General features: G+C 61.5%; 18 protein-coding genes and 2 pseudogenes. 9 read left to right on the forward strand and 11 right to left on the reverse strand.

What is annotated here, in order from left to right:
• Positions 1-4 precede the first annotated feature (4 nt).
• Together V1283_RS01435 and V1283_RS01440 are read right to left on the reverse strand one after the other, a co-directional pair.
• Entirely contained in the window at positions 5-4,825 is a 4,821-nt protein-coding gene (locus V1283_RS01435; RefSeq protein WP_334384671.1) for an NAD-glutamate dehydrogenase, read from the reverse strand.
• A gap of 475 nt (positions 4,826-5,300) precedes the next feature.
• Complete coding sequence (locus V1283_RS01440) at positions 5,301-6,203, reverse strand: LysR family transcriptional regulator (RefSeq protein ID WP_334384672.1); 903 nt, start codon at positions 6,201-6,203, stop codon at positions 5,301-5,303.
• A 108-nt stretch (positions 6,204-6,311) separates the two neighbouring features.
• Between V1283_RS01440 and V1283_RS01445 the strand changes: the two genes are divergently transcribed.
• The 5 genes from V1283_RS01445 to V1283_RS01465 are packed head-to-tail and all read left to right on the forward strand — an operon-like array spanning position 6,312 to position 11,572.
• Entirely contained in the window at positions 6,312-7,931 is a 1,620-nt protein-coding gene (locus V1283_RS01445; protein WP_334384673.1) for an FAD-dependent monooxygenase, read from the forward strand.
• Positions 7,932-7,942: 11 nt separating this feature from the next.
• The gene (locus tag V1283_RS01450; protein WP_334384674.1) at positions 7,943-8,719 is read left to right on the forward strand and encodes an alpha/beta fold hydrolase; all 777 of its coding nucleotides are present in this window, start codon (positions 7,943-7,945) and stop codon (positions 8,717-8,719) included.
• A 31-nt stretch (positions 8,720-8,750) separates the two neighbouring features.
• Entirely contained in the window at positions 8,751-10,163 is a 1,413-nt protein-coding gene (locus tag V1283_RS01455; RefSeq protein WP_334384675.1) for an MFS transporter, read from the forward strand.
• Between the two features lie 22 nt (positions 10,164-10,185).
• Positions 10,186-11,373: a M24 family metallopeptidase gene (locus V1283_RS01460; protein WP_334384676.1), complete on the forward strand. Its 1,188-nt coding sequence runs from the start codon at positions 10,186-10,188 to the stop codon at positions 11,371-11,373.
• Positions 11,374-11,383: 10 nt separating this feature from the next.
• Complete coding sequence (locus tag V1283_RS01465; RefSeq protein WP_334393403.1) at positions 11,384-11,572, forward strand: hypothetical protein; 189 nt, start codon at positions 11,384-11,386, stop codon at positions 11,570-11,572.
• A gap of 25 nt (positions 11,573-11,597) precedes the next feature.
• On the opposite strand, the pseudogene V1283_RS01470 reads toward V1283_RS01465, so the two are convergent.
• Positions 11,598-11,678, reverse strand: a pseudogene (locus V1283_RS01470) (hypothetical protein); the annotation flags it as partial.
• A gap of 122 nt (positions 11,679-11,800) precedes the next feature.
• Positions 11,801-12,103, reverse strand: coding sequence for a hypothetical protein (locus tag V1283_RS01475; protein ID WP_334384677.1), 303 nt, complete (start codon positions 12,101-12,103; stop codon positions 11,801-11,803).
• Between the two features lie 489 nt (positions 12,104-12,592).
• On the opposite strand from V1283_RS01475, the gene V1283_RS01480 reads away from it, so the two are divergent.
• The 4 genes from V1283_RS01480 (at position 12,593) to V1283_RS01495 (ending at position 17,049) form a co-directional block, all read left to right on the forward strand.
• Entirely contained in the window at positions 12,593-12,976 is a 384-nt protein-coding gene (locus V1283_RS01480) for a GYD domain-containing protein (protein WP_212265020.1), read from the forward strand.
• 392 nt (positions 12,977-13,368) lie between these two features.
• On the forward strand, positions 13,369-14,448 hold the full coding sequence (locus V1283_RS01485) for a TRAP transporter substrate-binding protein (protein ID WP_334392928.1): 1,080 nt from the start codon (positions 13,369-13,371) through the stop codon (positions 14,446-14,448).
• A gap of 1,232 nt (positions 14,449-15,680) precedes the next feature.
• Positions 15,681-16,139, forward strand: a complete 459-nt coding sequence (locus tag V1283_RS01490) for a TIGR03668 family PPOX class F420-dependent oxidoreductase (protein WP_334384678.1) — start codon at positions 15,681-15,683, stop codon at positions 16,137-16,139.
• Positions 16,140-16,266: 127 nt separating this feature from the next.
• Complete coding sequence (locus tag V1283_RS01495) at positions 16,267-17,049, forward strand: LLM class F420-dependent oxidoreductase (RefSeq protein ID WP_334384679.1); 783 nt, start codon at positions 16,267-16,269, stop codon at positions 17,047-17,049.
• A 277-nt stretch (positions 17,050-17,326) separates the two neighbouring features.
• On the opposite strand, the gene V1283_RS01500 is transcribed toward V1283_RS01495, so the two are convergent.
• The 7 genes and pseudogenes from V1283_RS01500 to V1283_RS01530 form a co-directional block, all read right to left on the reverse strand.
• Positions 17,327-17,950: a tyrosine-type recombinase/integrase gene (locus V1283_RS01500; protein WP_334384680.1), complete on the reverse strand. Its 624-nt coding sequence runs from the start codon at positions 17,948-17,950 to the stop codon at positions 17,327-17,329.
• 762 nt (positions 17,951-18,712) lie between these two features.
• Positions 18,713-19,338: pseudogene (locus V1283_RS01505) on the reverse strand (tyrosine-type recombinase/integrase).
• A 212-nt stretch (positions 19,339-19,550) separates the two neighbouring features.
• Complete coding sequence (locus V1283_RS01510) at positions 19,551-20,546, reverse strand: 4-hydroxythreonine-4-phosphate dehydrogenase PdxA (RefSeq protein ID WP_334384681.1); 996 nt, start codon at positions 20,544-20,546, stop codon at positions 19,551-19,553.
• A gap of 46 nt (positions 20,547-20,592) precedes the next feature.
• A complete protein-coding gene (locus tag V1283_RS01515; RefSeq protein WP_334384682.1) occupies positions 20,593-22,101 on the reverse strand; it encodes a tripartite tricarboxylate transporter permease in 1,509 nt (502 codons plus the stop codon).
• Positions 22,102-22,113: 12 nt separating this feature from the next.
• Positions 22,114-22,581 (reverse strand): tripartite tricarboxylate transporter TctB family protein, encoded by a 468-nt coding sequence (locus V1283_RS01520; protein WP_334384683.1) that lies wholly within the window; start codon positions 22,579-22,581, stop codon positions 22,114-22,116.
• A gap of 10 nt (positions 22,582-22,591) precedes the next feature.
• Entirely contained in the window at positions 22,592-23,596 is a 1,005-nt protein-coding gene (locus V1283_RS01525) for a Bug family tripartite tricarboxylate transporter substrate binding protein (RefSeq protein WP_334384684.1), read from the reverse strand.
• An 85-nt stretch (positions 23,597-23,681) separates the two neighbouring features.
• Positions 23,682-24,890, reverse strand: coding sequence for a CaiB/BaiF CoA transferase family protein (locus tag V1283_RS01530; RefSeq protein WP_334384685.1), 1,209 nt, complete (start codon positions 24,888-24,890; stop codon positions 23,682-23,684).
• Positions 24,891-24,923: the final 33 nt, after the last annotated feature.

The raw sequence follows: 24,923 nt of genomic DNA on the forward strand, positions 1-24,923 counted from the left end.
CATCTCAGCCCTTCACCAAATCCCCCAGCAAATTCGCAGCCACCGTCAGCTTGGCGAGCGTCAGGCCGCCAGTAGCGATCTCGTCGACCGAACGGCGGATGCGCGTAGCCTTGGGATGGGCCGCGAGCCAGTTCTCGGCAGCCTGCTGGCCGGACTGGCCGTTTGCAAGCATATCGGCGACCAGTCTTCTTTCGGCGGCTGCGATCTGGTCAACGGCGCGGTCGATGGCGAGACGTTCGAAGACATCGCTCGCCGGCACGCCGCGCGCGGCGGCGATGATGCGGTCGAGACCGAAATTGGCCTCGGCGGCGAAGAAGGTCGTGGCCGTATCGCCGATGGCGCGGCTGGTGCGCTCTGCGACCGTCACGATATCGGGTGCGGAGACCAGGGTGTCGAGATCGGCGAGTTCGCCAGCAAGTTCCGCCGGGACGCCGCCATCGGTCAGGTCTTGCCGGCGCTTGCTGCGCCCGGCCTGGATATCCTGCGGCAGGTTATTGTCGAGCCCTGCGGCGATCTCACGGATGCAGGGGCTGAAGCGCGAGATCACAGCTTCCAGACCGACGCTGAAATCGACATTGCGCACATACCAGACCACGCGGGAGTACAGCAGATCCTGAACTGCGGCATAGAGACCGAGCTGCAATTGACCGTCGATCTTGTTGTCGAGCGCATCAATCGCGTCGTTTAGCCGATCGAGGCCGTAGGATTCACCCACCGCTACGAAGGCCATGGCGATGGTGGGTACGTCGGCATCGGTCTCGTCAATCAAGCGCACCACGCAAGGCGGACCGCCGCGATTGATCACGGCATTGGCGAGATTGGTGGAGATGATCTCCCGCCGAAGGCGATGGAATTCCACCGAATCGGGGAATTTGTCCCGAGCCTCGCGTGGGAAGTATTGGGACAATTCGCGGGCGAGATAGGGATCGTCGGGCACGCTGCTGGCGAGCAGATCGTCGTAGAGCGTCAGCTTTGCGTAAGCCAGCAGCACGGCAAGTTCCGGCCGCGTAAAGGGCTGGCCGCGCCGGGTGCGCTCGGTGATCGCCACATCGTCCGGCAGGAACTCTACGGCGCGGTCAAGCAGGCCGCGCTGCTCCAGTGATTGCATCAGGCGGGCGAGGAAGCCGTTCTCGGCCATGCCCCTGCGTTCGGCCAGCGAAAGCGCCAGCGTCTGCAGATAGTTGTTGCGCAGTACCAGCGTGCCGACCTCGTTGGTCATCGCCACTAGCAGGCTATTGCGGTCGCTCGGACTGAGGCGACCATCGCGTTCGGAGCGCGCCAGCGCGATCTTGAGATTGACCTCGACGTCGGAGGTGTTGACCCCGGCCGAATTGTCGATGGCGTCAGTGTTGAGCTTGATGCCTTTCTGTGCCGCTTCGACGCGGCCGCGCTGGGTCGCGCCGAGATTAGCGCCTTCGCCGGTCACCCGGGCGCGGACATCCGAGCCCGTGACACGGATCGGATCATTGGTGCGATCGCCGACCTGGTCGTCGTTTTCCCCTGAAGCGCGGATATAGGTGCCGATGCCGCCAAACCAGAGCAGGTCGACGCGTGCCTTGAGGATTGCCCTCATCACCTCGAAGGGCGTGGCTTGCGGCTTATCGAGATCGAGCAACGCTCGCACTTCCAGTGCGAGCGGGATTGCCTTGAGCGAACGCGAGAACACACCGCCGCCCTGCGAGATCAGCGACTTGTCGTAGTCCTGCCAGCTCGACCGGGGCAGGTCGAACATGCGCAGGCGCTCGGCATGGCTGATGGCCGGGTCGGGCGAGGGATCGATGAAGATGTCGCGGTGATCGAAAGCCGCGACCAGCCTGGTCACCGGCGAGAGCAGCATGCCATTGCCGAAAACGTCGCCGGACATGTCGCCCACACCGGCCGCGGTGAAGGGCACGGTCTGGATATCGGTGCCAAGTTCGCGGAAATGGCGTTTGACGGCTTCCCACGCTCCGCGCGCGGTGATGCCCATCTTCTTGTGGTCATAGCCCTGGCTGCCGCCGGAGGCGAAAGCGTCGCCAAGCCAATGGCCCTTCTCGGCCGAGATAGCGTTGGCGGTGTCGGAAAAGGTGGCGGTGCCTTTGTCGGCGGCGACGACAAGATAGGGGTCATCCCCATCGTGCCGCAGGGTGTCGCCGGGCGGCACGATCGTATCGCCATCAAGATTATCGGTGAGTTCGAGCAGCGAGCGAATGAAGATGCGATAGGTTTCGGTGCCTTCCGCCATCCAGGCTTCGCGATCGGAGGCCGGCGGCAGGCGTTTGGGCACAAAGCCGCCTTTGGCGCCGACCGGCACGATGACGGCATTCTTGACCTGCTGTGCTTTGACCAGGCCGAGGATCTCGGTGCGGAAATCCTGTGGCCGGTCGGACCAGCGCAGGCCGCCGCGCGCCACCTTGCCGAAGCGCAGATGAATGCCTTCGAAACGCGGCGAATAGACGAAAATCTCGTAAAGCGGTCGCGGCGCCGGCAGACCCTCGATCTTGCGCGCTTCGAATTTGAAGGAGATCACTGGACGCGGATGCCCGTCCTGGCCGATTTGCCACAGATTGGTGCGGATGGTGGCCTGCACCAGATTGATGAAAAGGCGCAGGATGCGGTCTTCGTCGAGCGAGGCGACGGATTTGAGCTGCTCCTCGATCTCGGCGAGAAGGGCTGTCTCGCGTGCCGAGCGCTCGGCATCGGTGGCGACGAGGTGCGGGTCGAAGCGAGCCAGGAATAGAGCGACAATGCTGGTGGTAATGGCGGTGTTGTTGCGCAAAGTCTCCCACATATAGCCCTGGCTAAACGGCGCGCCGATCTGGCGCAGGTAGCGGGAGAGGGCCCGGATGGCCGAGATTTCGCGCCAACTCAGGGCTGTCCGCAGAATGAGGGCGTTGTATCCGTCGGATTCGGCGCGATCGCCCACCACCGCCATGATCGAGGCTTCCAGGCGATGGTTGAATTCCGTGCTAATTACGATCGGTTTGCCGTCATTGGCCTCGACTGTCATATCGTGCAGCCACACCGGTGCGGGTGCCGGCGTCGCGCTGGGCATGATCTGATAGGTGCGTTCGTTGACGACGCGCAAGCCATGATTTTCGATCACCGGCACCCGGTAGGACAGCGACAGGGGCGCGCCACGCGAGAAGACCTTGAGGCCGAACCGCGTCGGATCGTCCTCACCGTCGATGCGGTAGACCGACATCGCCACCGGACGAGCTGCGGTGAGTTTTTCGATGGTGGCGATATCGGCGATCGCCTGCGAGGTGCCGAAGGCTTCTGTATAGCCGCCGGCGAAGGCCAGCGCATAACGGTTAGCGAGCATGCGGGCTCGCATGCCGTCGGTGGAGGTGGCGAGTGCGGCTTTCAGGTTGTCGCCCCAGGTCGCGGCGATGGCGCTGATCTCGGATTCCAGTCTGCCGCGCGCGATGACAGGCGTTTCGCCTTCATAGCGCCCGATGATGTAGTGGACGCGCGCAAGCGATCCTTCGGGGAAGGAGGCGTAGGAGGCTGACAGGCGACCCTTATAGACCTGCGCCAGGAACGTCCCGACGCGCGTACGCACGCCGGTGTCATATTTCTCGCGCGGAATGAAGACAAGGATGGAGACGAAGCGGTCGAATTTGTCGGCCCGCGCCAGCACCCGCACGCGGGGGCGCTCATAAAGCGTCAGCACCTCCATCACGAAATTGTAGAGAGTCTCGGCATCGACCTGGAAGAGTTCGTCGCGCGGATACTCTTCGAGGATATGCTGGACGGCCTTGCCCGAGTGGCTGGCCGGGTCGAAGCCGGCGCGCTCCAGCACCTGCGCCACCTTGTGGCGGACATAGGGGATCTGCCGCGCCGAACGGGTATAGGCGCCCGAGGTGAACAGGCCGACGAGGCGCAATTCGCCCTCAAGTCGGCCGTCGGGCGTATAGAGCTTGATGCCGACATAATCCATGCGGACGCGGCGGTGAACGCGGCTGTTCACATTGGCCTTGGTGACAATGAGGACGGTCGGCTCGCGCATGAATAAGCGGATTTCCGGCGTCATCACCACCATTTCGGTGCCGCGGCGCAGGACCTTCACATCGGGATTGCGCAGGATGCCGAGGCCCTCGCCCTCGCTGGTTCCGTCCGACCCGTCGGTGTCGGAAGAGAAGCGATATTCGCGCAGGCCCAGGAAGGTGAAATTGTCGGCGCATAGCCATTGCAGGAACTGGTTGGCTTCGGCGATCTCGTCGATCGGCAGTGGCGGCGGATTGGAGTTGAAGGTCTTGATCGCCTGTTCAACACGGGCGCGCATGGCTTGCCAGTCGGCGACGCAGGCGCGCACGTCGTTGAGCGTCTTGGCAAGGCCGTCGACCAGCTTCTGGCGGTCGGCATCGGCGTCAAGCCTGGCGATGTGGAAATGGATCAGGCTTTCGCGCTCGCCCTTTGCCCCCTCTGTCGGCGTTTCGCCATAGAAACGCAGGAGCTTGCCTTGCTCATCGCGCTCCACGGCGATGATCGGGTGGGTGACCAGCGTGACTTCGATGCCTTGCTCGGCGAGCTCCGCCATGGTGGAATCGAACAGGAAGGGCATGTTGTCGTTGAGAACCTCGAGCACGGAAATCTCGCGCCCGTCCGGCATCATCGGATTGGTGACGCGGATATCGGCACTGCCCGCCGTGCGTCGCTGCACATGCTCCCAAGCCTGTTCCGCCAGAAAGGCCAGCGAGGTGGCATCGTAGTTGACGAGGTCCTCGATATTGATGTGGTCGAACAGAAGTTCCGCAAACGCCTGGGGCGTCTTGCCCGCCTGCATGCTTCCCGCCGCTTCACGGATCAGGGTCGCGCGAGCTTTGTCGTCACGCCACGCCATAACGTCCTCCGTTTGTTGCCGCGCCGTCTAACCGCAGACGCTATTGTCTGCCTGATTTGGAGTGCAACTCTTGGAGCGCCATTCTTCAATCGAGATCGATGGCGTCTGCAAAACCCTCAGCTTTGAGCCTCTGTGGCTTTTGATGACAAAGTCGTTCAATACCAAAAATACACCTCCAGCGGAACGTTTCAACTGTTCTTGAAGGTCTTAGCGCCGCTCGCCTCCACCCACAGTCCGAACCGGCCGGATCGGGAAAGGCCACTGAAGCAAGGCCGCACTAGGAAGATGCTCACATTGATCGTCCAGGCATCTGCGGACGAGAGTCTGCTTTTGGCGCAAAGCAGTCCTTGACCTGCTGACCGGGATTTCGCCGACGCACGAGGCTAAAATTTCCATCAAGACCTTACGAGCGTCTGGAGCGAGAGGATGGGAAATGTTCAGTAAGCCACCAATTTATGCGTAGGGCTTGAATTCATCAGCGGGAAGTTTTGCGCGGCTTGGCAACCAGAATTTTTCCTTCATCAACTAGGTCTTGGCAAACCTGCATCAATCCCGTGAAAACTTCACGCGTGGCGCGGCTCACCGGACGACCGCGTGGCAGCGCCAATACGCGATCGGCGCGCATCCACGGCAAGAGTGCGGCCGACAATTTGCCTGCCTCGATCTCTTCGTGAATGCCGGAGAAGGGCAGCAGGCCATAACCGAGGCCGGAGGCCACGATTCGCTTCATCGGCACGGCGCTGTCAACCCGCAGCGAGAACGGCACCGTTGGTGGGAACGGATTGCGGCTGAGCGGCACGATGGCGGCCGGCAGGCCTTCGAATTCCTTGCGGGTCAGCTTGCCGCGTTTGAGCAGGGGATCACGCGGCGGACCAATCAGGAATACCTGCTCGACCACCAGCGTTTCGTAATCGAGGTGATCATTGGGCTGCGGCGTGGTGACGACGGCGAGATCGAGTTCGCCACGCAGCAGGCGGTCGCACATTCCCTCCGTCAGGCCTTCGCTCAATTCGAGCCGCACCCGTGGGAAACGCTTCACGATTAGATGGGCGAGTGGCGCATAGAAGATATCGGCGAGACTGGAGGGCGCGCCCAACCGCACCGTGCCGCTGGGCTCGCGGTTTTCCGTTCGTACTTCGGCCTTGATGTCATCAATGGTGCCGAACAGCCAGCGGCCGCGTGCCAACAGCACCTTGCCTGACTCGGTCACGGTTACGCCGCGCGCGCCGCGTTCGAGCAGCGCACCGCCAAGCTCGCGCTCGAGTTCCTTGACGTGCCGGCTGAGTGCCGACTGCGCGATATTGAGCGTGCTGGCCGCAGCCGCGAATCCGCCGCGTTCGGCGACCGCGACGAAATAACGAAGCTGCCGCAGGTCCAATTTCAGCCTCCTTCTCAAATTGAGATAGCAACCATATCAAACATATTCTTGTGAGATAACAGAATTAGGGCAGTCTCTGCCCAAAATAAATACAGGGAGAAAACGGGCATGGGCATCGCCGCGGACGAAGCACGCCAGACGACCGTATTCATCGCCGGCGGTGGCCCGGTCGGGCTCGCAATGTCGCTGCTGCTCGACAGGTTCGGCATCGATTGCGTCGTGGTCGAGAAGAGTACGACGACAACGGATCATCCAAAGTCGCGCGGCTGCTGGGTCCGAACCATGGAGATCTTCCGGCAGTGGGGGATCGAAACGGCGATCCGCGACCGCGGCCTGCAAGAGAACTCCGACATGTTCGTGTTCCTCGACAGCATCGCGGGACATGAGTTCGGCCGCACACGGCCCGAACCGAATGTCGGGCATACGCCGGCGTGGAAGAGCCTGGTCGCTCAGGATGCCGTCGAGGAAGAAATCCTGCGCGTCGTCGAGCGGTCGAAACATGCCACCGTGCTGTTCAGCACCGAATGTGAATCATTCGAGGAAACCAACAGCGGCGTCCGTGTCAGGACGCGCTCCGAGGCGACCGGCGAAATCACCGAATGGAGCGCGACCTACCTGATTGCCGCAGATGGTGCCGGCAGCCGAACCCGCCGCAACGCCGGCATCGAGATGGTCGGGCCGGCCACGCTGGCGGTGATGTCGAACGAGTATTGGCGGGCCGATCTGTCGAGCCTGCCGATTGCGCGCGAGGCGGCGGGCTTCATCGTCATCCCGGACAAGCCCGGCCTGCCGCGCGCGGGCATCCTCAACACCAACGGCCGTGATCGGTGGCTGACGGTGACGCAGATCGGTCTCACCAAGGACGATCGCGAGCGGCCTTGGACCGATCAGGAGTTCATCGAAATCGCGCGTGGCCATGTCGGAATTCCCGACCTTGACGTGACGTTGCTCAACCGCTCGATCTGGCGCGTCAGCATGCAGGTCGCGGAGACATTCCGGAAGGGCCGGGTGTTCCTGGTCGGCGACTGCGCCCATCGCTTTCCACCGACCGGCGGCTTCGGCTTGAACTCCGGGGTGCAGGACGCGCACAACCTCGCCTGGAAGCTGGCGTTCGTGCTCAAGGGGTGGGCGGACGACCGCCTGCTCGACAGTTATTCCAGCGAGCGCCGGCCCGTCGCGCAGTCCAACGCCAATTTCAGCTTCGGCAATCGCCTGCGGTTCGGCCTCACCGACGATGCGGTGCGATCCCGGAACCCAGACCGGATCCGCTTCTGGATCAACGATATGGACAATCACCTTCACAGCATCGGCCAGAATCTCGGACACAATTACGAGGAAGGCGCGGTGATCCCCGACGGCACCGTCGCGAAGGCACTGAACTCGCGCTACTACACGCCATCCGATCGCCCCGGCGCGCGCTTTCCGCACATGTGGCTGGATTCCGCGCGAAAACATTCGACGCTGGACTGGTTCGACAAGGAATTTTCCGTCGTCACCGGACCGCTCGGCAACGAATGGCTCGAAGCGGGGCGCCAGGTTTCCGAAAAGACCGGCATGGCGCTGCAGCTCAAGCAATTGCCCGCGGCTGATCCGGCAGACGGATATCAATTAGGCATGCGCGGCGCCGTGCTGGTGCGTCCCGACGGCCACGTGGCGTGGCGGATGCCGTGGCTGCCGTCGGATCCGGCAAAGGAACTCGCCGGCGCGCTCTCGACGCTGCTGCATTAACGGAGGCATCGATGCAATCGTTCGAAGCCAGTGGCGTCACGACAGCCTATCAAAAAACCGGCCGCGGAGCGCCGCTCGTGCTGCTGCACGGCGGCGAGGCCGATCATGCGATGTTCGGCGGCCTGGCACGCGCACTGAACGACCATTCCACCGTCATCGCCTACGACCAGCGCGATTCCGGTGCCACGCGCAATCCCGCCGCGCCTTATTCGCTGGCTGACCTCGCCGACGATGCGGACGCCCTGATCGGCGGCCTCGGCCATGACCGCGCCCATGTGATGGGGACCTCGCTGGGTGGCCTGATCGCGCAGGTGCTGGCGGCGCGGCATCCGGATCGCATCGACCGGTTGATCCTCAGCAGCACGTGGAAAGTCAACAAGAGCCCGCTGGAGGTGAATGCGGATGTTTTCCGCAGGCTGGCGTCCTACCGCGCGGATACCGCGGCCAACGCGCCGAAGATTGCGGAGTTCTTCTTTCCGCCGGATTGCCTGCGCGACCGGCCCGAACTGATCGAGATATTTCGCGGCAACAGCCGTGACGACGGCCAGAAGGCGCGGCGTGGCGGCATCCTGGCGCAGCCGGTCGCGGCCGACCTTTCAGGCTTCGATCGCTCGACGCTTCTGCTCGCCGGCAGCGAGGATCGCCTGATTCCGAACGCGGAAACATTTGCCATTGCGCGCGATCTCAAGCGCGCCAAGACGCGCGTGATCGAGCAGGTCGGACATGTGTCGTCGATCCAGGCGCCTGAACGCGTGGCGGAGGCGGTGATTGCATTTCTGAATTCGTAAGAGGCGGGTCGACAACACGGGGAGACGACCAATGGCCGACCAGACGAGCGTAGTGCCATTCGACGAAGCGCCGGTAACGACGCGATATTGGCTATCGATCATCCTTTTCGCCGTGACCGGCGTGGTCGACTTCTTCGATTTCTTCGTGGTCGGGTTTCTGGTGTCGGTGCTGGCGCCGAAATGGCACCTGACCTTCGGGCAGACCTCGATCATGCTGATGAGCGCCGGCATCGGCGCCATGCTTGGCGCGCTGGCGTCGGGCTTCCTCGCCGATCGTTTTGGCCGCAAGCCGCTCGCCGTCGCCGGTGTCCTGATCTGCGGCCTCAGTTCCGGAGCGATTGCGCTGATACCGGAGGACGGCTGGATCTTCTTTGCGATACTGCGCTTCTTCGTCGGCTTTGGCCTTGCGGCGGGCGCGGCGGCAGCCGTGCCGGCGATCGTCGAATTCGCGCCGACCCGCCACAGGACGCTGGTTACCAGCCTCGTGGTAGTTCCCGTCGCCTTTGGCGTGTTGTCGGCATCGATCACGGCGAGCTATCTGCTGCCGCTGGTTGGTTGGCGCGGGCTCGCCGCGGTCGGCTTCCTGCCGATCATCCTCGCGATCCTGACCGCTTTTGTCATGCCGGAGTCGCCGCGCTGGCTGATCAGCAAGGGCCGGGTACGGGAAGCGCAGACCAGCATCCGCAAGCTCTACCAGGTCGGCGATCAACCGTTTGCCCTGCCGGCGCTACCAGCCGCAAGCCGCGCTCGGTTTGCCGATTTGTTTGCCGAACAACGGCGTTTCTGGCTGACGGTGCTGATCTGGTTCGGCGCCAGCACCGCCAATTATGGCGTCTTCCTGTGGGGACCTACGATCGTCGCCCTGTTGCTCGGGGTTGCGCCCCAGGATGCAGCGAAGATGTTCATCTATGTCAGTCTTGCCGGCGTGCTCGGCCGGACCGGGTTTGCCTTTCTGGCCCATCGGGTCGGCCGCAAGCCGTGCGGTCAGCTGATGGGATATGGCATCGCCATTTCACTGGGATTGGCCGCATTCTTCTATAATGATTTCGTCGGCTCGGTGCCGCTGTTCCTGGTTTTCCTGATCGTCGGTGCGTTGTTCTTCGACGGCGGGTTCTCAAATCTCGCCCCCTATCCGGCGGAGATCTTCCCGGTTCAGCTCAGCGGGCGCGCGGTTGGATTGGCACAATTCGCCAATGGCGTCGGCAAGATCGTGGGGCCGCTGTGTCTCGCCGTGATCGCGGGTGCCGATAATTTCGTGCATCCGCAGGCGACTGCATCTGCTGTGACGCCGGCGTTCATCTTTCTGGCTGGTGCAGGCCTTCTGGTCGGACTTGCCTTTACCTTCCTTGGCGTCGAGCCGCATGGGCGCCCGGTCTCGTTGTTCGGCGGCACAAGGAGCGGGAGTGCAGCGTCGAAGCCGGTGACGGCAAAAACCGCGGCGTAACCCTCGAGAGGAATTGAATGTCATGAACCATACGCACAGCGAAGCCGCGGCGAAGCCACCGTTCGATACGGCGAAGCTCGACCGGCTGATGGGGGAGGCGGACCTCGATGTCCTCGTCGCCACCTCGCGGCATAACGTCCAGTACCTGTTGGGTGGCTACCGCTTCTTCTTTTTCGACGCGATGGATGCGATCGGCGTCAGCCGCTATTTGCCTGTCGTCGTTTATCAAAGGGGCCGGCCCGAAAACACGCTTTATGTCGGTAATCGCATGGAGGGTTTCGAGCGCGAGCTGGGAACCATTCCGGCGCCGATCGTCAAGACGTCGTGCTGGGGAACGCTCGACGCGACCGAAACTGCTGTCCAGCATATCAAACAGCTCGGCGACGGCGTGAGGAGGGTGGGTATTGAACCAAGTTTTCTGCCCGCTGACGCCAGGCAACTTCTCGGTGCTCAACTCGGCAATGTGGAGTTGCTCGATGGGCAGTTCGTGCTGGAACGGTTGCGCGCGATCAAGACGGCAGCGGAGATCGAGCTTGTCCGTCAGGCTTCCGCGCGCGTCGTCAGCGCCATGCAGGCCACGTTCAAGGCTTGCGAACCCGGAATGAGCAAGCACGATGTCGTCGACCGGCTGAGGAAGGAAGAGCAGGCGCGCGATCTGACGTTCGAATACTGCCTGATAACAGCGGGGACCAGCCGCAACCGCGCGCCGTCGAACCAGCGGTTGGAGCGGCGCGACGTGATGTCGCTCGACTCCGGTGGCAATTTTCACGGCTACATAGGTGACCTGTGCCGCATGGGCATCCTCGGGCAACCCGACGCCCAGCTGAAGGAATTGTTGCAGGAGGTCGAGGAAATCCAGCAGATAGCGCGCAAGGTCGTCCGGCCGGGTACGGCGGGTGGCGAAATCGTCACGGCCGGCGAAGCGGCGGTGAAATCCTCTCCGCATCGCGACATCCTGGATTTCACCGCGCATGGCATAGGCCTGATCAGTCATGAAGCGCCGCGCCTGTCCGATCACGGCCCGGTGCCGTACGCAGCTTACGATGCCGATCGTCCGCTACAGCCCGGAATGGTGATCTCCATCGAGACGGCGCTGCCGCATCCTACCCGCGGTTACATCAAGCTCGAGGATACGCTGATCGTGACTGAAACCGGCTGGGAAGCCGCTGGCGACGGCGCACGCGGCTGGAACGTTGCCGGCCAGAATTGAAAGACAGGCAATGCCCAGAGCGGTTCTGATGTCGAAGGATTTCTGGTCGGGCCTGGTGTTCATGGGCATGGGCGCCGCGGCGCTCATCCTTGGGAGTGACTTACGTGTTGGAACGACGGCCCGGATGGGACTGGGCTTCGTCCCTCACGCCATCGGCTGGATCCTGATCGCGCTTCCCGCGACGGCCACAACGAGCTAATCAGCGTGACGCCATGCGCATGCGTGCGCTGCTCGAGGTTGGAGATGATCTCGGCGATGCCGAACAGGCCCATCGCAATCGGCACGAAGTCGATGCCATCCGACATCTCGAAGTAGCTATAAAAATCTGAGAATACTCACAACGCCAAGCTGAACGCCTTACTGAACGTGCTGTTCGAGGCTGGGCTGGCGATGGGCCGGCGTCCCGCCAAGACGGTGCCGGTCAGGCCTATCGGTCATATCTCTCGGTTACCGCAGCCGCGACGAACTTTCTGCGTCCGGCGCTGCCTGGGCTTGTGCCATGGGCGGCGCACCAGTCTGGGAATGTGGCGGGGTCGATGTAAACACGCAGCACAACGTGTCCATAGGCCTTCAGCCCCTGCTCCATTTCCTCGGCCATCTTCAGCCATTCTTTCCAGCTCGGTGGCATCTTGTCGCCATCGTCGAAAAGTTGCAGCAACGCTGGATAATCTTCCTCTTTGATCCAATAGGCCCCGACTGCGGGAGGCAGATTATCCTCGGAATTCGTCATACGTGTTCTCCCTGCAGATGCTGCCTGTCACTGACACGATCGAGGCGGGTCGCCCGCCTCGAACTGCCGTAATCAGTGATTCGATCATTGATGAAATTATCTCCGAATTGAAACGCTTCCCCTTGCAAAGTCGGGATCGCCGAACTTCCGCGGCATTCCCAGGACGCCGATGGCGGCGTAGGCATGACAGTTCCTCCGCCAACCCGCCCGCCGCGTCGCTCTATGGCGAGCGCAATATGGTAGCGATAGAATACTTCCTGATCTCAATAAAATGACCATTCTTGATGGACCGCTCTTGGCGCTTAACCGACATGAGTGGTCAAGCTGACGATGTCGACTTGCGGGGGTAAGACGGACCTTGAGGTGACGATGGCCGAAGTCGGCAAATGACCCCATTTCGGACATTCGATTGCAATGTTAATGCGAACATCACCGCGACACGACGTTACTTCGGAGAATGGACCACTAGCGAATGCAGAGGAGGCCAGCATGACGATTTACATTTCTCAAGGTCGTTACACCGCAGCGGCCATCAAGGGGATGACTGCGAAGCCGGAGGACCGTTCCGAGGCGGTCGCGGAGTTGTTCGCCGCCGCCGGTGCTCGACTGATCAGTTGGTATCTGACTTTGGGACCCTACGATTGGCTAATCATAGCGGAAGCACCGGATGAACCCACGATGATTTCAGCGGTCCTTGCGGCCGCGGCGGGCGGAAGCCTTTCAGACATAACCACTACCGTGGCGCTCACGGCGAGTGATACGGCAAAGGCCTTCCAGCGGGCAGGCGAACTTACTCTGAAATTCAGATCGGCGGGCCGTGCTGATTACTACGGAGTAGGGATCGATTCGGGCCGTGAGATCGGCGAAGCTTGAGTGCCAAATTCTGGGATCTGCGCTGCCGCCGACATGACGAAGCCAGCAGGGTCGTGGGCAATAGGCGTGCCCGGTGCTGCTTCGGCAGCCGAGCGTGGGCTGCCGGATCGCTAATGCAACTCGAACGAATGGCCGCTTCTGGCGCGAAGCGGACATTCAACGAAGCGGTGAGCTAATTCATGGGCCCTTTCTTGTCGGTCGCGGCTTTCCACCGGTTGGCCCGCTCGCAGCTATGTGCTTCACAGCTATGGCTGTCGCCGCCAGCTTTTCAGGCGCCGCTTCTCCAACGCGCAATATTTGTTATACTGTCTGCGGGAAAGGCTGTCGGCATCAGTCAAAGACAAGAACGCCGGCTCATAGCCGCCCTTAGGATCGGGGAGGACCGCATGACGATCTCACGCCGGAACTTCGCTCGTCTCGCTGTAACGACCGGTGCTGCTGCCGTTACCTCGCCCGCGGTTGCGCAAGGTGCAATCAAGTGGCGGCTCGCGTCGAGCTTTCCGAAGAGTCTCGAAGGTCTGTGGGGAGCGAGCCCAACGCTCGCCAAATACGTGAACGAGATGAGCGACGGCAAGTTCACCATCGATCCCTTTGCGGCGGGAGAGATCGTGCCCGGGCTGCAGGTGCTGGACGCAGTTGCGAACAGCACGGTCGAGTGCGGCCATTCCTACGGCGGGTACTACATCGGCAAGAATCCCACGCTGATATTCGACGGGTCGCTTCCTTTCGGGATGACGCCGCGTCAGCAGAATGCCTGGTACCTCTACGGCGACGGCAAGAAGCTGATGGACGAGGTCTATGATGGCATGGGCGTGGTCAGCATTCCGTTCGGAAATACCGGCGGGCAGACCTTCGGCTGGTTCCGGAAGGAGATGAAGTCAGCAGCCGATTTCAACGGCATCAAGATGCGCGTTGCGGGTTTCGGCGGGAAGGTACTGTCGAAGCTCGGCGTGATCCCGCAACAGATCGCGGCCGGTGACATCTATCCGGCACTTGAGAAAGGCACGATCGACGCCGCCGAGTGGGTCGGACCTTATGACGACGAGAAACTCGGCTTCCACAAGGTCGCGAAGTACATGCACCTTCCGGGCGTGCTCGAGCTGGAGGCCAACACCGGCCTCTACATCAACAAGTCGAAGTGGGCCGAACTGCCGGTGGCCTATCAGGCGATGCTGAGGGTGGCCTGCGCCTACGCGCTTATGGAAATGCTTGCGGGTTATGACGCGCGCAACCCCAAGGCGCTCAATCGCCTCGTTGCGGCCGGCGCTCAGCTGGTCTTGCTCAGCCCGGACATCCTGAAGGCGCTGCGCGCCGCGCTCGAGCAGGTGCTCGACGAGGAGGCCGCGAAAAGCGAGCAGTTCAAGCGCGTGCTCGAGAACTGGCGTGCCTTCCGCGCCGAGCAGCACCGCTGGTTCTTGATCGCGGACGCACGCACCGAGATGTCGGTGTACGCGCTCACCACCGCCCAATAGACAAACCTTTGATAGGGAGGCAAGCGGAATCCGCGATCTGTAGATCACCCAAGGTCATTCGCGTCGTTATGGGGACGTCCGGTGTTGGCGCGCAAAGCACGCGGTCGCTGAAAAGCTGTGTCAGCCAAGTACCAGCAGGCAACATCATTCGATTAGGTCGGTAGTCACTATGAAAAACCGGACCATTATGCAGCAGCCATCTGCATAATGGTCCGGTCAGACTGCTCGTTGCGCGGATACTATGCGACGTAGGCTGCCGCCGATCCGTGCTGCGAAGGGCGCAACGGATCTCAGACGCAGGTCTCGTCGAACGACTACTTCTTTTTCTTTTTGGCCGTCTTCTTGGCTGTCTTCTTTGCCTTCTTCGCTTTCTTGGCCATGTTGCCCTCCACTATCCCAAAAGTTGGCTCAATGCAGGCCGACCATCGACATGCATGCATTCAGAGTACACCACAATATTAAAATTGATACCGCGCGCTTCAAAGAGGGTAAACGCTGTTCACGCCGTCTTGCGACCGGATGATGCACTCGCGTGATGTGTGCACGCGCCGCGCTTTGTCAGATCAAGACGAGCAAGGAGGTGGATGATTCGCTACTTTCCGGCCTCGACGAATGCCCAGGGAGACCGCGGAAACCTGCATTCAGAAATGGCCGCGAATCCCGTGCAGGGATCGAGCACGGTCACGTGTTCGCATGAGGGAGAGGGAAGCGCGTGACGCCGCCTCAATTTTTCATTTGATTCCAGACGGCTGGATATCCCTCGTCAAGACAGCCACGCCCGCGGCTCGGGACGACGATCGTACCGCTGAGAATGAACGTGCGGCCATGGCTCGGATCTGCCGTCTTGGGTGCTCCATCCATTCCTTCCTAGGCGGAGGTGACAAGCAGCCGGTCGAATTGCTGGCCGGCGAAGACCGGATACCCGGCAGCGTCTCCGACGGGCAGATGGACGGAATGACGCTTCTGGCGCACAGCGGACATTGGTCTGAGCGCCCATGTCGGCTAAGCGGCAATTCCGGACTCATGCACCGCAACAAAATTCATCCTATTCGGCACCTCGTTGCCGCGGCTGAGCATCGGATGCGCTATCACCGGATTGATCGCGACCGCGGTTTCGAATCGCGCCGGCAGGCCTGCCGACGTTTGGTCGAACGCAGATTCCTGGCTGGCGAAGCCGAGCCAAGCCGTGCAGTATCGGCGCGATTGACAGTCATCGCGCGGCGGACCGTCACATGCTGTCACACCACGAACGCAAGTTCCTGTCGGTGCAACGGGTCGGGCATCTTGCCACGGCCGATAGCAGGGCCATTCCGCACGTCGTGCCAGTGTGTTTTACGATTTCGCAAGACACCCTTTACATCAGCATCGACGAGAAGCCGAAGCGCGTGACTGGAGCAGCACTCAAGCGCGTCCGCAACATCGAGCGCAACCCGATGGTCGCCATCGTGGTTGATCGGTACGACGAAGACTGGACCCGGCTTGGCTGGGTGATGTTGCGTGGACGGGCCGAGATCCTGCGCAACGGAACCGAGCACGATCACGCGCAGGAGCTGCTACGCTCCCGGTACCACCAGTTGGCGGCGATGCAGATCGCCGATCGGCCCGTCATCGCGGTCCGCCTGGAGCGGGTGACGAGCTGGGGCGACCTGTCCGTGGGCGCCGACGAGGCCGACCATGATGGTCAAGCCTAGACGCTGTTGCGACCGTCACGTGCGGTCGCGTAGGATGGAGCTTGGCCGCAACCGGGGAGTATGGGACATGCATGTCGGGCTTACGATGTTTCCGACGGATTACGCGATTCCACCGCACGACCTTGCCGTGGCGGCGGAGGCGCGAGGTTACGATTCATTGTGGTTGCCGGAGCACAGTCACATTCCCACCAGTCGCAAATCGCCGTGGCCTGGCGGCGCCGAGCTGCCGAAGTATTATTACGATACCTACGATCCGTTCCTCTCGCTGGCCGCTGCCGCCGCGGTGACGAAAACCATCAAGCTTGCGACGGGGATCTGTCTTGTCGTCGAGCGCGATCCAATCCACACCGCCAAGGAGGTATCGACCGTCGACCAGCTTTCCTCGGGCCGGTTCATTTTTGGCGTTGGCGGGGGTTGGAACGAGGAGGAGATGGCCAATCACGGCACTGCGTTTGCAACCCGCTTCAAGCTGATGGGTGAGCGGATCCAGGCGATGAAGCAAATCTGGACGCAGTCTACGGCGGCATTCGACGGCGAATTGGTCAAGTTCGAACCCATGATGCAGTGGCCCAAACCGGTTCAAAAACCTCACCCGCCCATCGTTGTTGGGGGCGCATTTCCCCACGCAGCAAAACGGGCGATCGCCTATGGCGACGGCTGGATTCCCATCGGCGGGCGTGCGCTGGATCCGCTCGAGGTGCTACCGCAATTCCGACAAATGGCAAAGGACGCCGGCCGCGATCCCGCGTCGCTCTCCTTCAACGTCTTCGGGGCGCCCCGACACCTGGAGGTGCTGAAACGCTACCGTGACGCCGGCGTTGATCGGGTCGTCCTGATGCTTCCGCCCAAGCCCCGAGACGAGATTTTGCCCATGCTGGATGAAAGCGCGGCCCTCGTGGCGGCGCTCTGAAGAGTCTGTGAGTCCATCACTCGACGGAACCAAAACTCTGGACTGCAGCGGCCGCCGTCCCCGCAATGAACTCTCGCCGTTGCCGCCCTTTTTAACGAGCACGCCAACCCTCGCGGCTGGGCACTAAGGGACCTTCGCTTCAACAGGCATTTAAAGGGGCATGGCCCGGCCCCGAAAGCATGACCCGGCGGAGTCCGCTTTGGGACTAGAGCTGACCTGGCTCGAACAGGCTATTGGCACGAAAGGGACCACCGGCGTCGAAGCCGGTGGTCGACGATTAAAGCTCTATCTGTTCAGCCATATTCAAGGCGTCATCCACCTCAATCCCGAGATATCGGACAGTGCTTTCCAACTTGGTATGGCCGAGGAGAAGTTGGACTGCACGCAAGCTACCGGTCTTGCGATAAATCTGCGCAGCCTTCGTGCGGCGCAACGGGTGCGTGCCGTACGATCCTGACTCTAAGCCGATGCTTTTAACCCAGCTCTGCACCAGCCGGGCATATTGGCGGGTTGATATGTGAGGACTAGCATGAATTCGAGTTGGGAAGAGATATCGGGAGCCAGTGGCCCGCAGCGTTGGTAGCCAGGCTTCAACTGAATTCCTCGACTGCTCTGAGATCTCGAACTGAACTGGTCGACCTGTCTTCTTTTGGACAATAGTCGCTCGACGCCGCACATTTGTTCCCGAGCAAATGTCGTCCAGTCGCAGTTTTACCAGGTCACAGGCGCGAAGCTTACTGTCGATTGCTAGGTTAAAGATCGCAAGGTCACGCATTGACAGCGCGATTTCTAGGCGGACTCGAATAGACCATACGTGCTTGGGCTCAAGAGGTTTCTTCTGGCCGACGAGCAATCCTTTGTTCCAAGGTCGTTGGCATCGATCGACGGGGCGTGCGGGCATACGAGACCCTCCGCCAACCCCGCCCTCCGCGTCGCTCTATAGCGAGCGAATGACTTTAGTCCCGACTGATCATTCGGGCTTTCCCCACGATCGTGCTCACTGCGACCGCTTCTGGCGCGAAGCGGCCTTCTGGGAATGACCGCTTCTGCATGAGCGCTGGAGGTGCCCCGCCGCCGCCCCTTTCAACGAAGGAAGGGCTAAGGGCGCTAAGTCGCAATCCGGGGAATCGACTGACACGGGTGCGACGGCGACCCGGCCAACGACCGGACACAAAAAACCGGACCCATGTGCATCAGTCGTAGGCTTCTTGGGCCGTCTGCACATGGGGCCGGTCTGATCGTCGCCGCGTTCTCGGCCAGAGCATCTTGCGATGCGTCAAGCTCACCAGCGATGGTGGTCGCGATACCGCAGCGGCTTTGACTTGCGGAAAACCGCGCGCTTACTTCTTCATCTTCTTGGTCTTCTTGGCGACTTTTTTGGTCGCCTTGGCAGTCTTCTTTGCTTTCTTCGCTTTCCTTGCCATGTCTTCCTCGTGGGGTTGGTTGGCTCGACGAATGTGCGGACGCTGCGAACCAGCGCGCGCGCCATCAAGCTAACACGAAACTAGCAAAAACTATACCACGCTAGATTAACGCGCGTCCTTGAGCGCCTTGTAGTCTTGCGATCATGAGTAGCGCAGACGTCCCGCCGACGCGCGGGCTACGCGACATCAGCGATGGTAGCGATGGTGCTCCACAATTCGTCGATAGCCACCGGTCGCTGTTAGAGCTCGATCTGCTCGGCTATATTTAGAGCGTCATCTACCTCAATCCCGAGATATCGGACGGTGCTCTCCAGCTTTGTATGGCCGAGGAGAAGTTGCACGGCGCGGAGGTTTTTCCGGTTTTGCGATAAATCTGGGCGGCCTTCGTCCGCCTCATCGAATGCGTGCCATAAACAGCTCGCTCCAAGCCGATGCTTTCGACCCAACGGTGCACCAGCCGGGCATATTGCCTAATTGATATGTGCGGGCTCGCGTGAAGCCGACTTGGGAAGAGGTATCGAGAACCGGTGGTCCGGAGCGATGGTAGCCAAGCTTCGACGGAATTCTTCGACTGCTCCGTGATCTCGAATTGGACTGGTCGACCAGTCTTCTTTTGCACAATCGTTGCTCGTTGCCGCACTCTTAACCCAGAGCAAATGTCGTCCAGCCGTAACTTGACCAGATCGCAAGCGCGCAGCTTGCTGTCGATTGCTAGATTAAAGATTACAAGATCGCGCTTTGACTCTGCGATTTCTAACCGAACTCGAATCGACCATACGTGTTTCGGTTCGAGAGGCTTCTTTTGGCCGACGAGCAATCCTTTGTTCCAAGGTTGACGACTGGGGCTGACGCGACGTACGGGCATGGGGGATCCTCCGCCATCCCGCCCACCGCGTCGCTCTTTCGTGAGCGGTTCATTTTATGACGAGCGACCATTTCTGCGCGATTATGAACGCGGGACCGGCCGTTTCTGGCGCAAAGCGGCCTCAGCGAGGTGCGGGCTGGCTGCCTAAAAACCGACAACGTGCGAGACACTGAAAAGCGAAATATCCGCGTTTGTAGCGCAGCAAATTCAAGTCAGTTCTGCTTCTGCGCCATTTCTACTGCAAGCAGTATGGCCGCGCGCGCGGCCCCAACCCCAGCGACCCCCTTTCCGGCGATGTCATAGGCCGTGCCGTGGGCCGGCGTACATATGGGAAACGGAAAGCCACCGAGCAGCGTAACGCCACGATCGAAGCCCATCAGCTTCATGGCGATCTGGCCTTGGTCGTGATACATCGTGAGAACGGCATCGAATGCGCCGCTCCTGGCACGCAAAAAAACGGTATCTGCGGGAAACGGACCTTCGGTTGCGATCCCGTCGGAAATGGCTTCTTCCACCGCGGGTCCAATCGCCTCGATTTCTTCCCGCCCGAAATTTCCACCGTCGCCTGCGTGTGGGTTGAGACCGGCGACCGCGATGCGCGGACGCTCGAATCCGGCCGTGCGCATCGAGGCATCCGTGAGCCGCAGCGCGCGCAGGACGCGGTCCCTGGTGATTTGCGACGCGACCTCGGCAAGCGAAATATGCGACGTGACGCGTGCGTTCCACAGCCCGTCCAGTACGTTGAATTCGCTCGCCGGGCCGTCAAGTCCGACCACGTCGGCCGAAAAGCTGATCTCGTCGTCATAGACCGGGTGCGCAAGGCGCATGGCATTCTTGTTGAATGGCGTGAAGCAGACCGCGTCGGCCCGGCCGTCGCGTCCCATCGTCAACGCATGACGGTAATTGGCGAGCGCAAACCGACCGCCCTCGGCGGTCGCGGCGCTTCGCGTCACCGAGGCCGGATCAAGATGACCGAGATCGATGAAAACCGGGGCCCGCTCATCCTTTGAAAGATCGGCGTCGGGTGATGCCGACACCAAATCGAGCTTCACCGCGGCAATGCGCGCACCGTCGTCAAGAACGCGGCGGTCGCCGATCACGACGATCCGGGCCTTGTCAACGACCTCATCGAGAGCGAGGAGTTTGGCCGTCAACTCCGGGCTGATGCCGGCAGGATCGCCCATCGCAAGTGCTATAACCGGTCTCATTAATATCTCCCGCGCTCTTCTGCGGCCAATTCGTTCGGTGCGATCATTATGGCTTCACCTGCGACCGCGGCATCATCCGGCCGATCGTGCGCCAGATCACCGGCATCAGCAGCAGCGCCGCGCCAAGCAGGATCAGCGTCGTCACCAATGGCTTGGCAAAGAATATTCCAAGCGAGCCCCGCGACATCAGCATGGACTGGCGAAAGGCATCTTCCGCCTTGTCGCCGATCACGATCGCGAGCACCAGCGGCGCCAGGGGATAGTGGAGTTTCTTGAACAGATATCCCAGGACACCAAATCCCATCATCAGTACGACGTCGAGATAGGAGTTGGAAACCGAGTAGGCTCCGACCGTGCAAATGATGACGATCACGGGCGCAATGATGAAGAACGGCACGCGCATCAGCGCGGCGAAGATCGGCACCGTCAGCAGCACCAGCACCACGGCGACGACGTTGCCGAGATACATCGAGGCGATCAATCCCCAGACGAAATCCTTTTGCTCGACGAACAGCATCGGTCCGGGATTGAGACCCCAGATCATCAGGCCGCCCATCATCACGGCGGCGGTTGCCGATCCCGGGATGCCCAGCGACAGCATGGGGAGCAGGGCGCTGGTGCCGGCGGCATGATCGGCGGCTTCCGGAGCGATGATACCCTCCGGCTCGCCCTTGCCGAAATTCGCGTGCCGGGGCGAAAGACGCTTGGCGATGCCGTAGCTCATGAACGATGCGGCGGTCGGGCCTCCCGGGGTAATGCCCATCCAGCAGCCGATCGCCGCGCTGCGCAACAGCGCCCAGCCATATCGCGGAAGGCCCATAAGCGTGCGGAAGACTTCGCGCCACTCCACTCTGGAAGAGATCGCCCTGACATGAAATTCCTCTTCCACGGCGATCAGCAATTCGCCGATGCCGAACAAGCCCATCACGGCGACCACGAAGCTGACGCCCTTCACCATCTCGTCGATGCCCATGGTGAGCCGCACGCTGCCGGAGACCGTGTCGATCCCGATGGCCGCCAGCGCAAAGCCGATCGCCAGCGACACCAGCGTCTTGATCGGCGGCGTTCCGCCCATGCCCACGAAGCTCGCAAACGCCAGAAAATAGACCGCGAAATATTCGGGTGGTCCAAAGGCCAGCGCCACCTGCGCGACCCATGAAGCGCAGAGCGTAATGAGAACGACGCCGGCCAGCGCGCCGAAGGCGGCCGAGCCGAAAGCCGTCGCCAGCGCCGTGGTCGGCCTGCCGTCGCGCGCCATCGGATAGCCGTCGAACGTGGTCGCGACCGAGGAAGGCTCGCCGGGAATATTGAACAGGATGGACGTGACCGAGCCGCCGAACAACGCGCCCCAATACATCGAAGACAGCAGGATGATCGCCGATACCGGCTGCATTCCGAAGGTGAGCGGCAGCAGCAGCGATACGCCATTAGGCGCGCCCAGGCCGGGCAGCACGCCAACGAGAATGCCGAGCAGCACGCCGATCACCATCAGGAAAATATGATTGCCCGACAGCGCGATGCCGAAGCCATGCATGAGAGCTTCGAGATTTTCCAACGAAGCGCTCCCCTAGAAGCCAAACAAGGTGCCGAGCGCGCCGCGCGGCAGCGAGATCTGGAACGTCAGCTCGAATATCAAGTAAAGCGCCAGCGCCGCGCCGATTGCGGCGACGGCCGCAAGCAGCAGCGACCCGCGCTTGTGCCAGGCCAGCGCGCCGAACACGTAGAAGGCGGAGGCCGGATAGATCCCGATCAGCGGAATTACCCCGACAAAGACCGCGGCCGGGATGAACAACATTCCGACCCGCTTGAGCTCGCTGGGCTCGAGCACGACGGCCCGGGCGTGCAGCCATCCCTGAACGAGATTGAACACGCTGCCGGCCAGGATGACGAGGCCGACAATGAAAGGAAAGGTGCCGGACTCGACGCCGGCGGCGGACCAGCCAATGCCGTTGTCGAGGCTGGAGATGACGACGGCCGCGCCGAACGCCCCGGTGATGAGCGCCGTCGCCGCTTCCAGGCTGCGTCCAGAGACCATCGTCCGAACTCTAGTTGGAGATCAGCCAGCCCTCATCGACGGCAACTTTGCGGGTGCGTTCGATGTCTTCCTTGATGAACTTGCTGAAGGGGTCGCCAGTCAGGAATGTATCGGTCTGCGACGTACGCTCGATATATTCCTTCCATTCCGGCGTGGCCTGCACCTTCTTCATCAGGTCGACATAGAAGGCGGCCTGGTCGGGGGTGATCTTTCCCGGCAGCCAGACGGTCCGGGGCTGCTGGAACTGCGGAATGGCAAGGCCGGATTCAACGCAGGTCGGGACGTCGTGCCAGTTCTGCGTCGCCGTGACCTTGGGTCCGTCCGGCAGACGCTGCGGGCTGAACGCGCATAGCGGGCGCTGGGTGCTGCCCTTCCACTGTCCGATGCTTTCGCTGGGATTGTTGACATGGGCGTCGATATGGCCGCCGGCGAGTTGCACTGCGGCCTCGGCGCCGCTCTTGAAGGGAATGTAGACGAATTTCACCTTCGCCGCCTTGTCGATCATGCGGGTCAGGGTTTCATCGGTGTCCTTTGACTGTGCGCCCCCCATCTTGAAATCGCCCGCCGGCTTCGCGGCAACGGCCTTCACGAAATCCTGCACGTTCTGGTAAGGCGCATCCTGCTTGACCCAGAGCAGGAATTCGTCCTGCACCATCGCGGCAATCGGCGTCAGGTCGGTGTAGTTATAGGCGACCTTGGAAACCATCGGCTGGTTCCAGGCATTCGAGGTGCCGAACACGACCTTGTAGGGATCGCCCGCCATGGCCTTGGCGTAGGTATAGCCTTCGGCGCCGCTGCCACCGGCCTTGTTGACGACGACGATCGGCTGCTCGACCAGTTTGTATTTGGTGATGATGTTCTGGACAGCACGGGCAAAATTATCGGTGCCGCCGCCGGGGCCTGCCGTTGCAATGAATTCGATCGGCTTGGCCGGTTGCCACGCGGCACTTGCCGCTCCTGTGAGCCCGATTGCGAGACCGAAGGCGATCGCTGCGAATGTCGGCTTCTGAGACATCGAGTCCTCCCGTTTATCCTGCCGTGTGTCTTTGATTTTGTTTTCTTGGTCTTGGCGGTTTCTTAGGCTTTTGCGTCAGCCGACTTCATCCTTCAAACTCGGCCGCGGCAATCGCGCCTTCCTTGTGCAGCGCTGCAATTTCGTCGGCGTCAAAACCGTAGGCGCCCAGGATGGCACTGGTGTGCTCGCCGTAGAGCGGCGCGCCCGATCGCACCTTGCCGGGCGTCTGCGAGAACTTGATCGGCAATCCAATCGTCTTGACGCTGCCGAGCGTGGAATGCTCGACCTCGACCACCATTTCGCGCGCGATGGTTTGCGGGTCGGCGAGGGCCTGCAGCATGTCGTTGACGGGACCGCAGGGCACGCCGGCTTCTTCAAGCGCAGCCAGCCAGTATTCGGCGGGCCTGGTTTTGAAGTGCGTCGTGAGCAGGGCTTCCAACTCCTTCAAATGTCCCATTCGGTCGGCGCCGGTCGCGAACCGCGGATCGCGCGCCAGTTCGGTTGCGCCGAGTACTTCGAGCGTGCGACCCCAGTGCTTTTGATTGGCGCCGCCGACCACGATCCACTTGTCGGCGGTTTCGAACGCCTGATAGGGCGCATTGAGCGGGTGGGCCGAGCCCATCGCCTTTGGCGCGACGCCGGTGGCCATCGCGATCGCGGCCTGCCAGTAGGTCTGGACCAGCGCGGCCTCGAACAGGGAGGTTTCGACCCATTGACCCTCGCCGGTTTTGAGACGGTGGGCATAGGCGGCGAGAATGCCCATGGCCGCGATAATTCCGGCCGTGATGTCGGACAGCGGCGCGCCGCATTTGACCGGCGGCCCGTCGGCCCGCTCTCCGGTGAAACTCATGATGCCGCTCATCGCCTGCGCCACCAGATCGAAGCCGCGGCGATGCTTGTAGGGGCCGGTGCGGCCAAAGCCAGACAGCGAGCAGTAGATCAAAGCGGGGTGCTTCTTGCGGATGTCGGCGTAGCCGAAACCGAGCCGGTCCATCACGCCGGGGCCGAAGTTTTCAACCAGCACGTCCGCGGATTCGATCAGGCGCTGCAGCACCTTCGCGCCGCCCGGCGTCTTCAGGTCCAGGGCGATGCCCTTCTTGTTGCGGTTCATCATCAGGAATGAGGCCGCCACGTCGCCGATTTTGGGAGGAACCATGTAGCGGGTGTCGTCGCCGGCCGGAATTTTCTCGATCTTGATGACCTCGGCGCCCATGTCGGCGAGCATCAGCGTGCAGGTCGGTCCTGCCATGACGTGCGTCAGGTCGACAACCTTCAATCCACTCAGAGGACCCATTGTTTCTCCCCGCAATCTTCTTGTTCTTGTTGC

Origin of the sequence: Bradyrhizobium sp. AZCC 2262, from assembly GCF_036924535.1 — a bacterium.
Lineage (GTDB): Bacteria > Pseudomonadota > Alphaproteobacteria > Rhizobiales > Xanthobacteraceae > Bradyrhizobium.

Bases quoted from the DNA above. Each gene is read 5' to 3' on its own strand.
- V1283_RS01435 (WP_334384671.1), bottom strand. From the start codon at position 4,825: ATGGCGTGGCGTGACGACAAAGCTCGCGCGACCCTGATCCGTGAAGCG.
- V1283_RS01445 (WP_334384673.1), top strand. From the start codon at position 6,312: ATGGGCATCGCCGCGGACGAAGCACGCCAGACGACCGTATTCATCGCC.
- V1283_RS01450 (WP_334384674.1), top strand. From the start codon at position 7,943: ATGCAATCGTTCGAAGCCAGTGGCGTCACGACAGCCTATCAAAAAACC.
- V1283_RS01455 (WP_334384675.1), top strand. From the start codon at position 8,751: ATGGCCGACCAGACGAGCGTAGTGCCATTCGACGAAGCGCCGGTAACG.
- V1283_RS01460 (WP_334384676.1), top strand. From the start codon at position 10,186: ATGAACCATACGCACAGCGAAGCCGCGGCGAAGCCACCGTTCGATACG.
- V1283_RS01465 (WP_334393403.1), top strand. From the start codon at position 11,384: ATGCCCAGAGCGGTTCTGATGTCGAAGGATTTCTGGTCGGGCCTGGTG.
- V1283_RS01475 (WP_334384677.1), bottom strand. From the start codon at position 12,103: ATGACGAATTCCGAGGATAATCTGCCTCCCGCAGTCGGGGCCTATTGG.
- V1283_RS01480 (WP_212265020.1), top strand. From the start codon at position 12,593: ATGACGATTTACATTTCTCAAGGTCGTTACACCGCAGCGGCCATCAAG.
- V1283_RS01490 (WP_334384678.1), top strand. From the start codon at position 15,681: ATGCTGTCACACCACGAACGCAAGTTCCTGTCGGTGCAACGGGTCGGG.
- V1283_RS01500 (WP_334384680.1), bottom strand. From the start codon at position 17,950: ATGCCCGCACGCCCCGTCGATCGATGCCAACGACCTTGGAACAAAGGA.
- V1283_RS01510 (WP_334384681.1), bottom strand. From the start codon at position 20,546: ATGAGACCGGTTATAGCACTTGCGATGGGCGATCCTGCCGGCATCAGC.
- V1283_RS01520 (WP_334384683.1), bottom strand. From the start codon at position 22,581: ATGGTCTCTGGACGCAGCCTGGAAGCGGCGACGGCGCTCATCACCGGG.
- V1283_RS01525 (WP_334384684.1), bottom strand. From the start codon at position 23,596: ATGTCTCAGAAGCCGACATTCGCAGCGATCGCCTTCGGTCTCGCAATC.
- V1283_RS01530 (WP_334384685.1), bottom strand. From the start codon at position 24,890: ATGGGTCCTCTGAGTGGATTGAAGGTTGTCGACCTGACGCACGTCATG.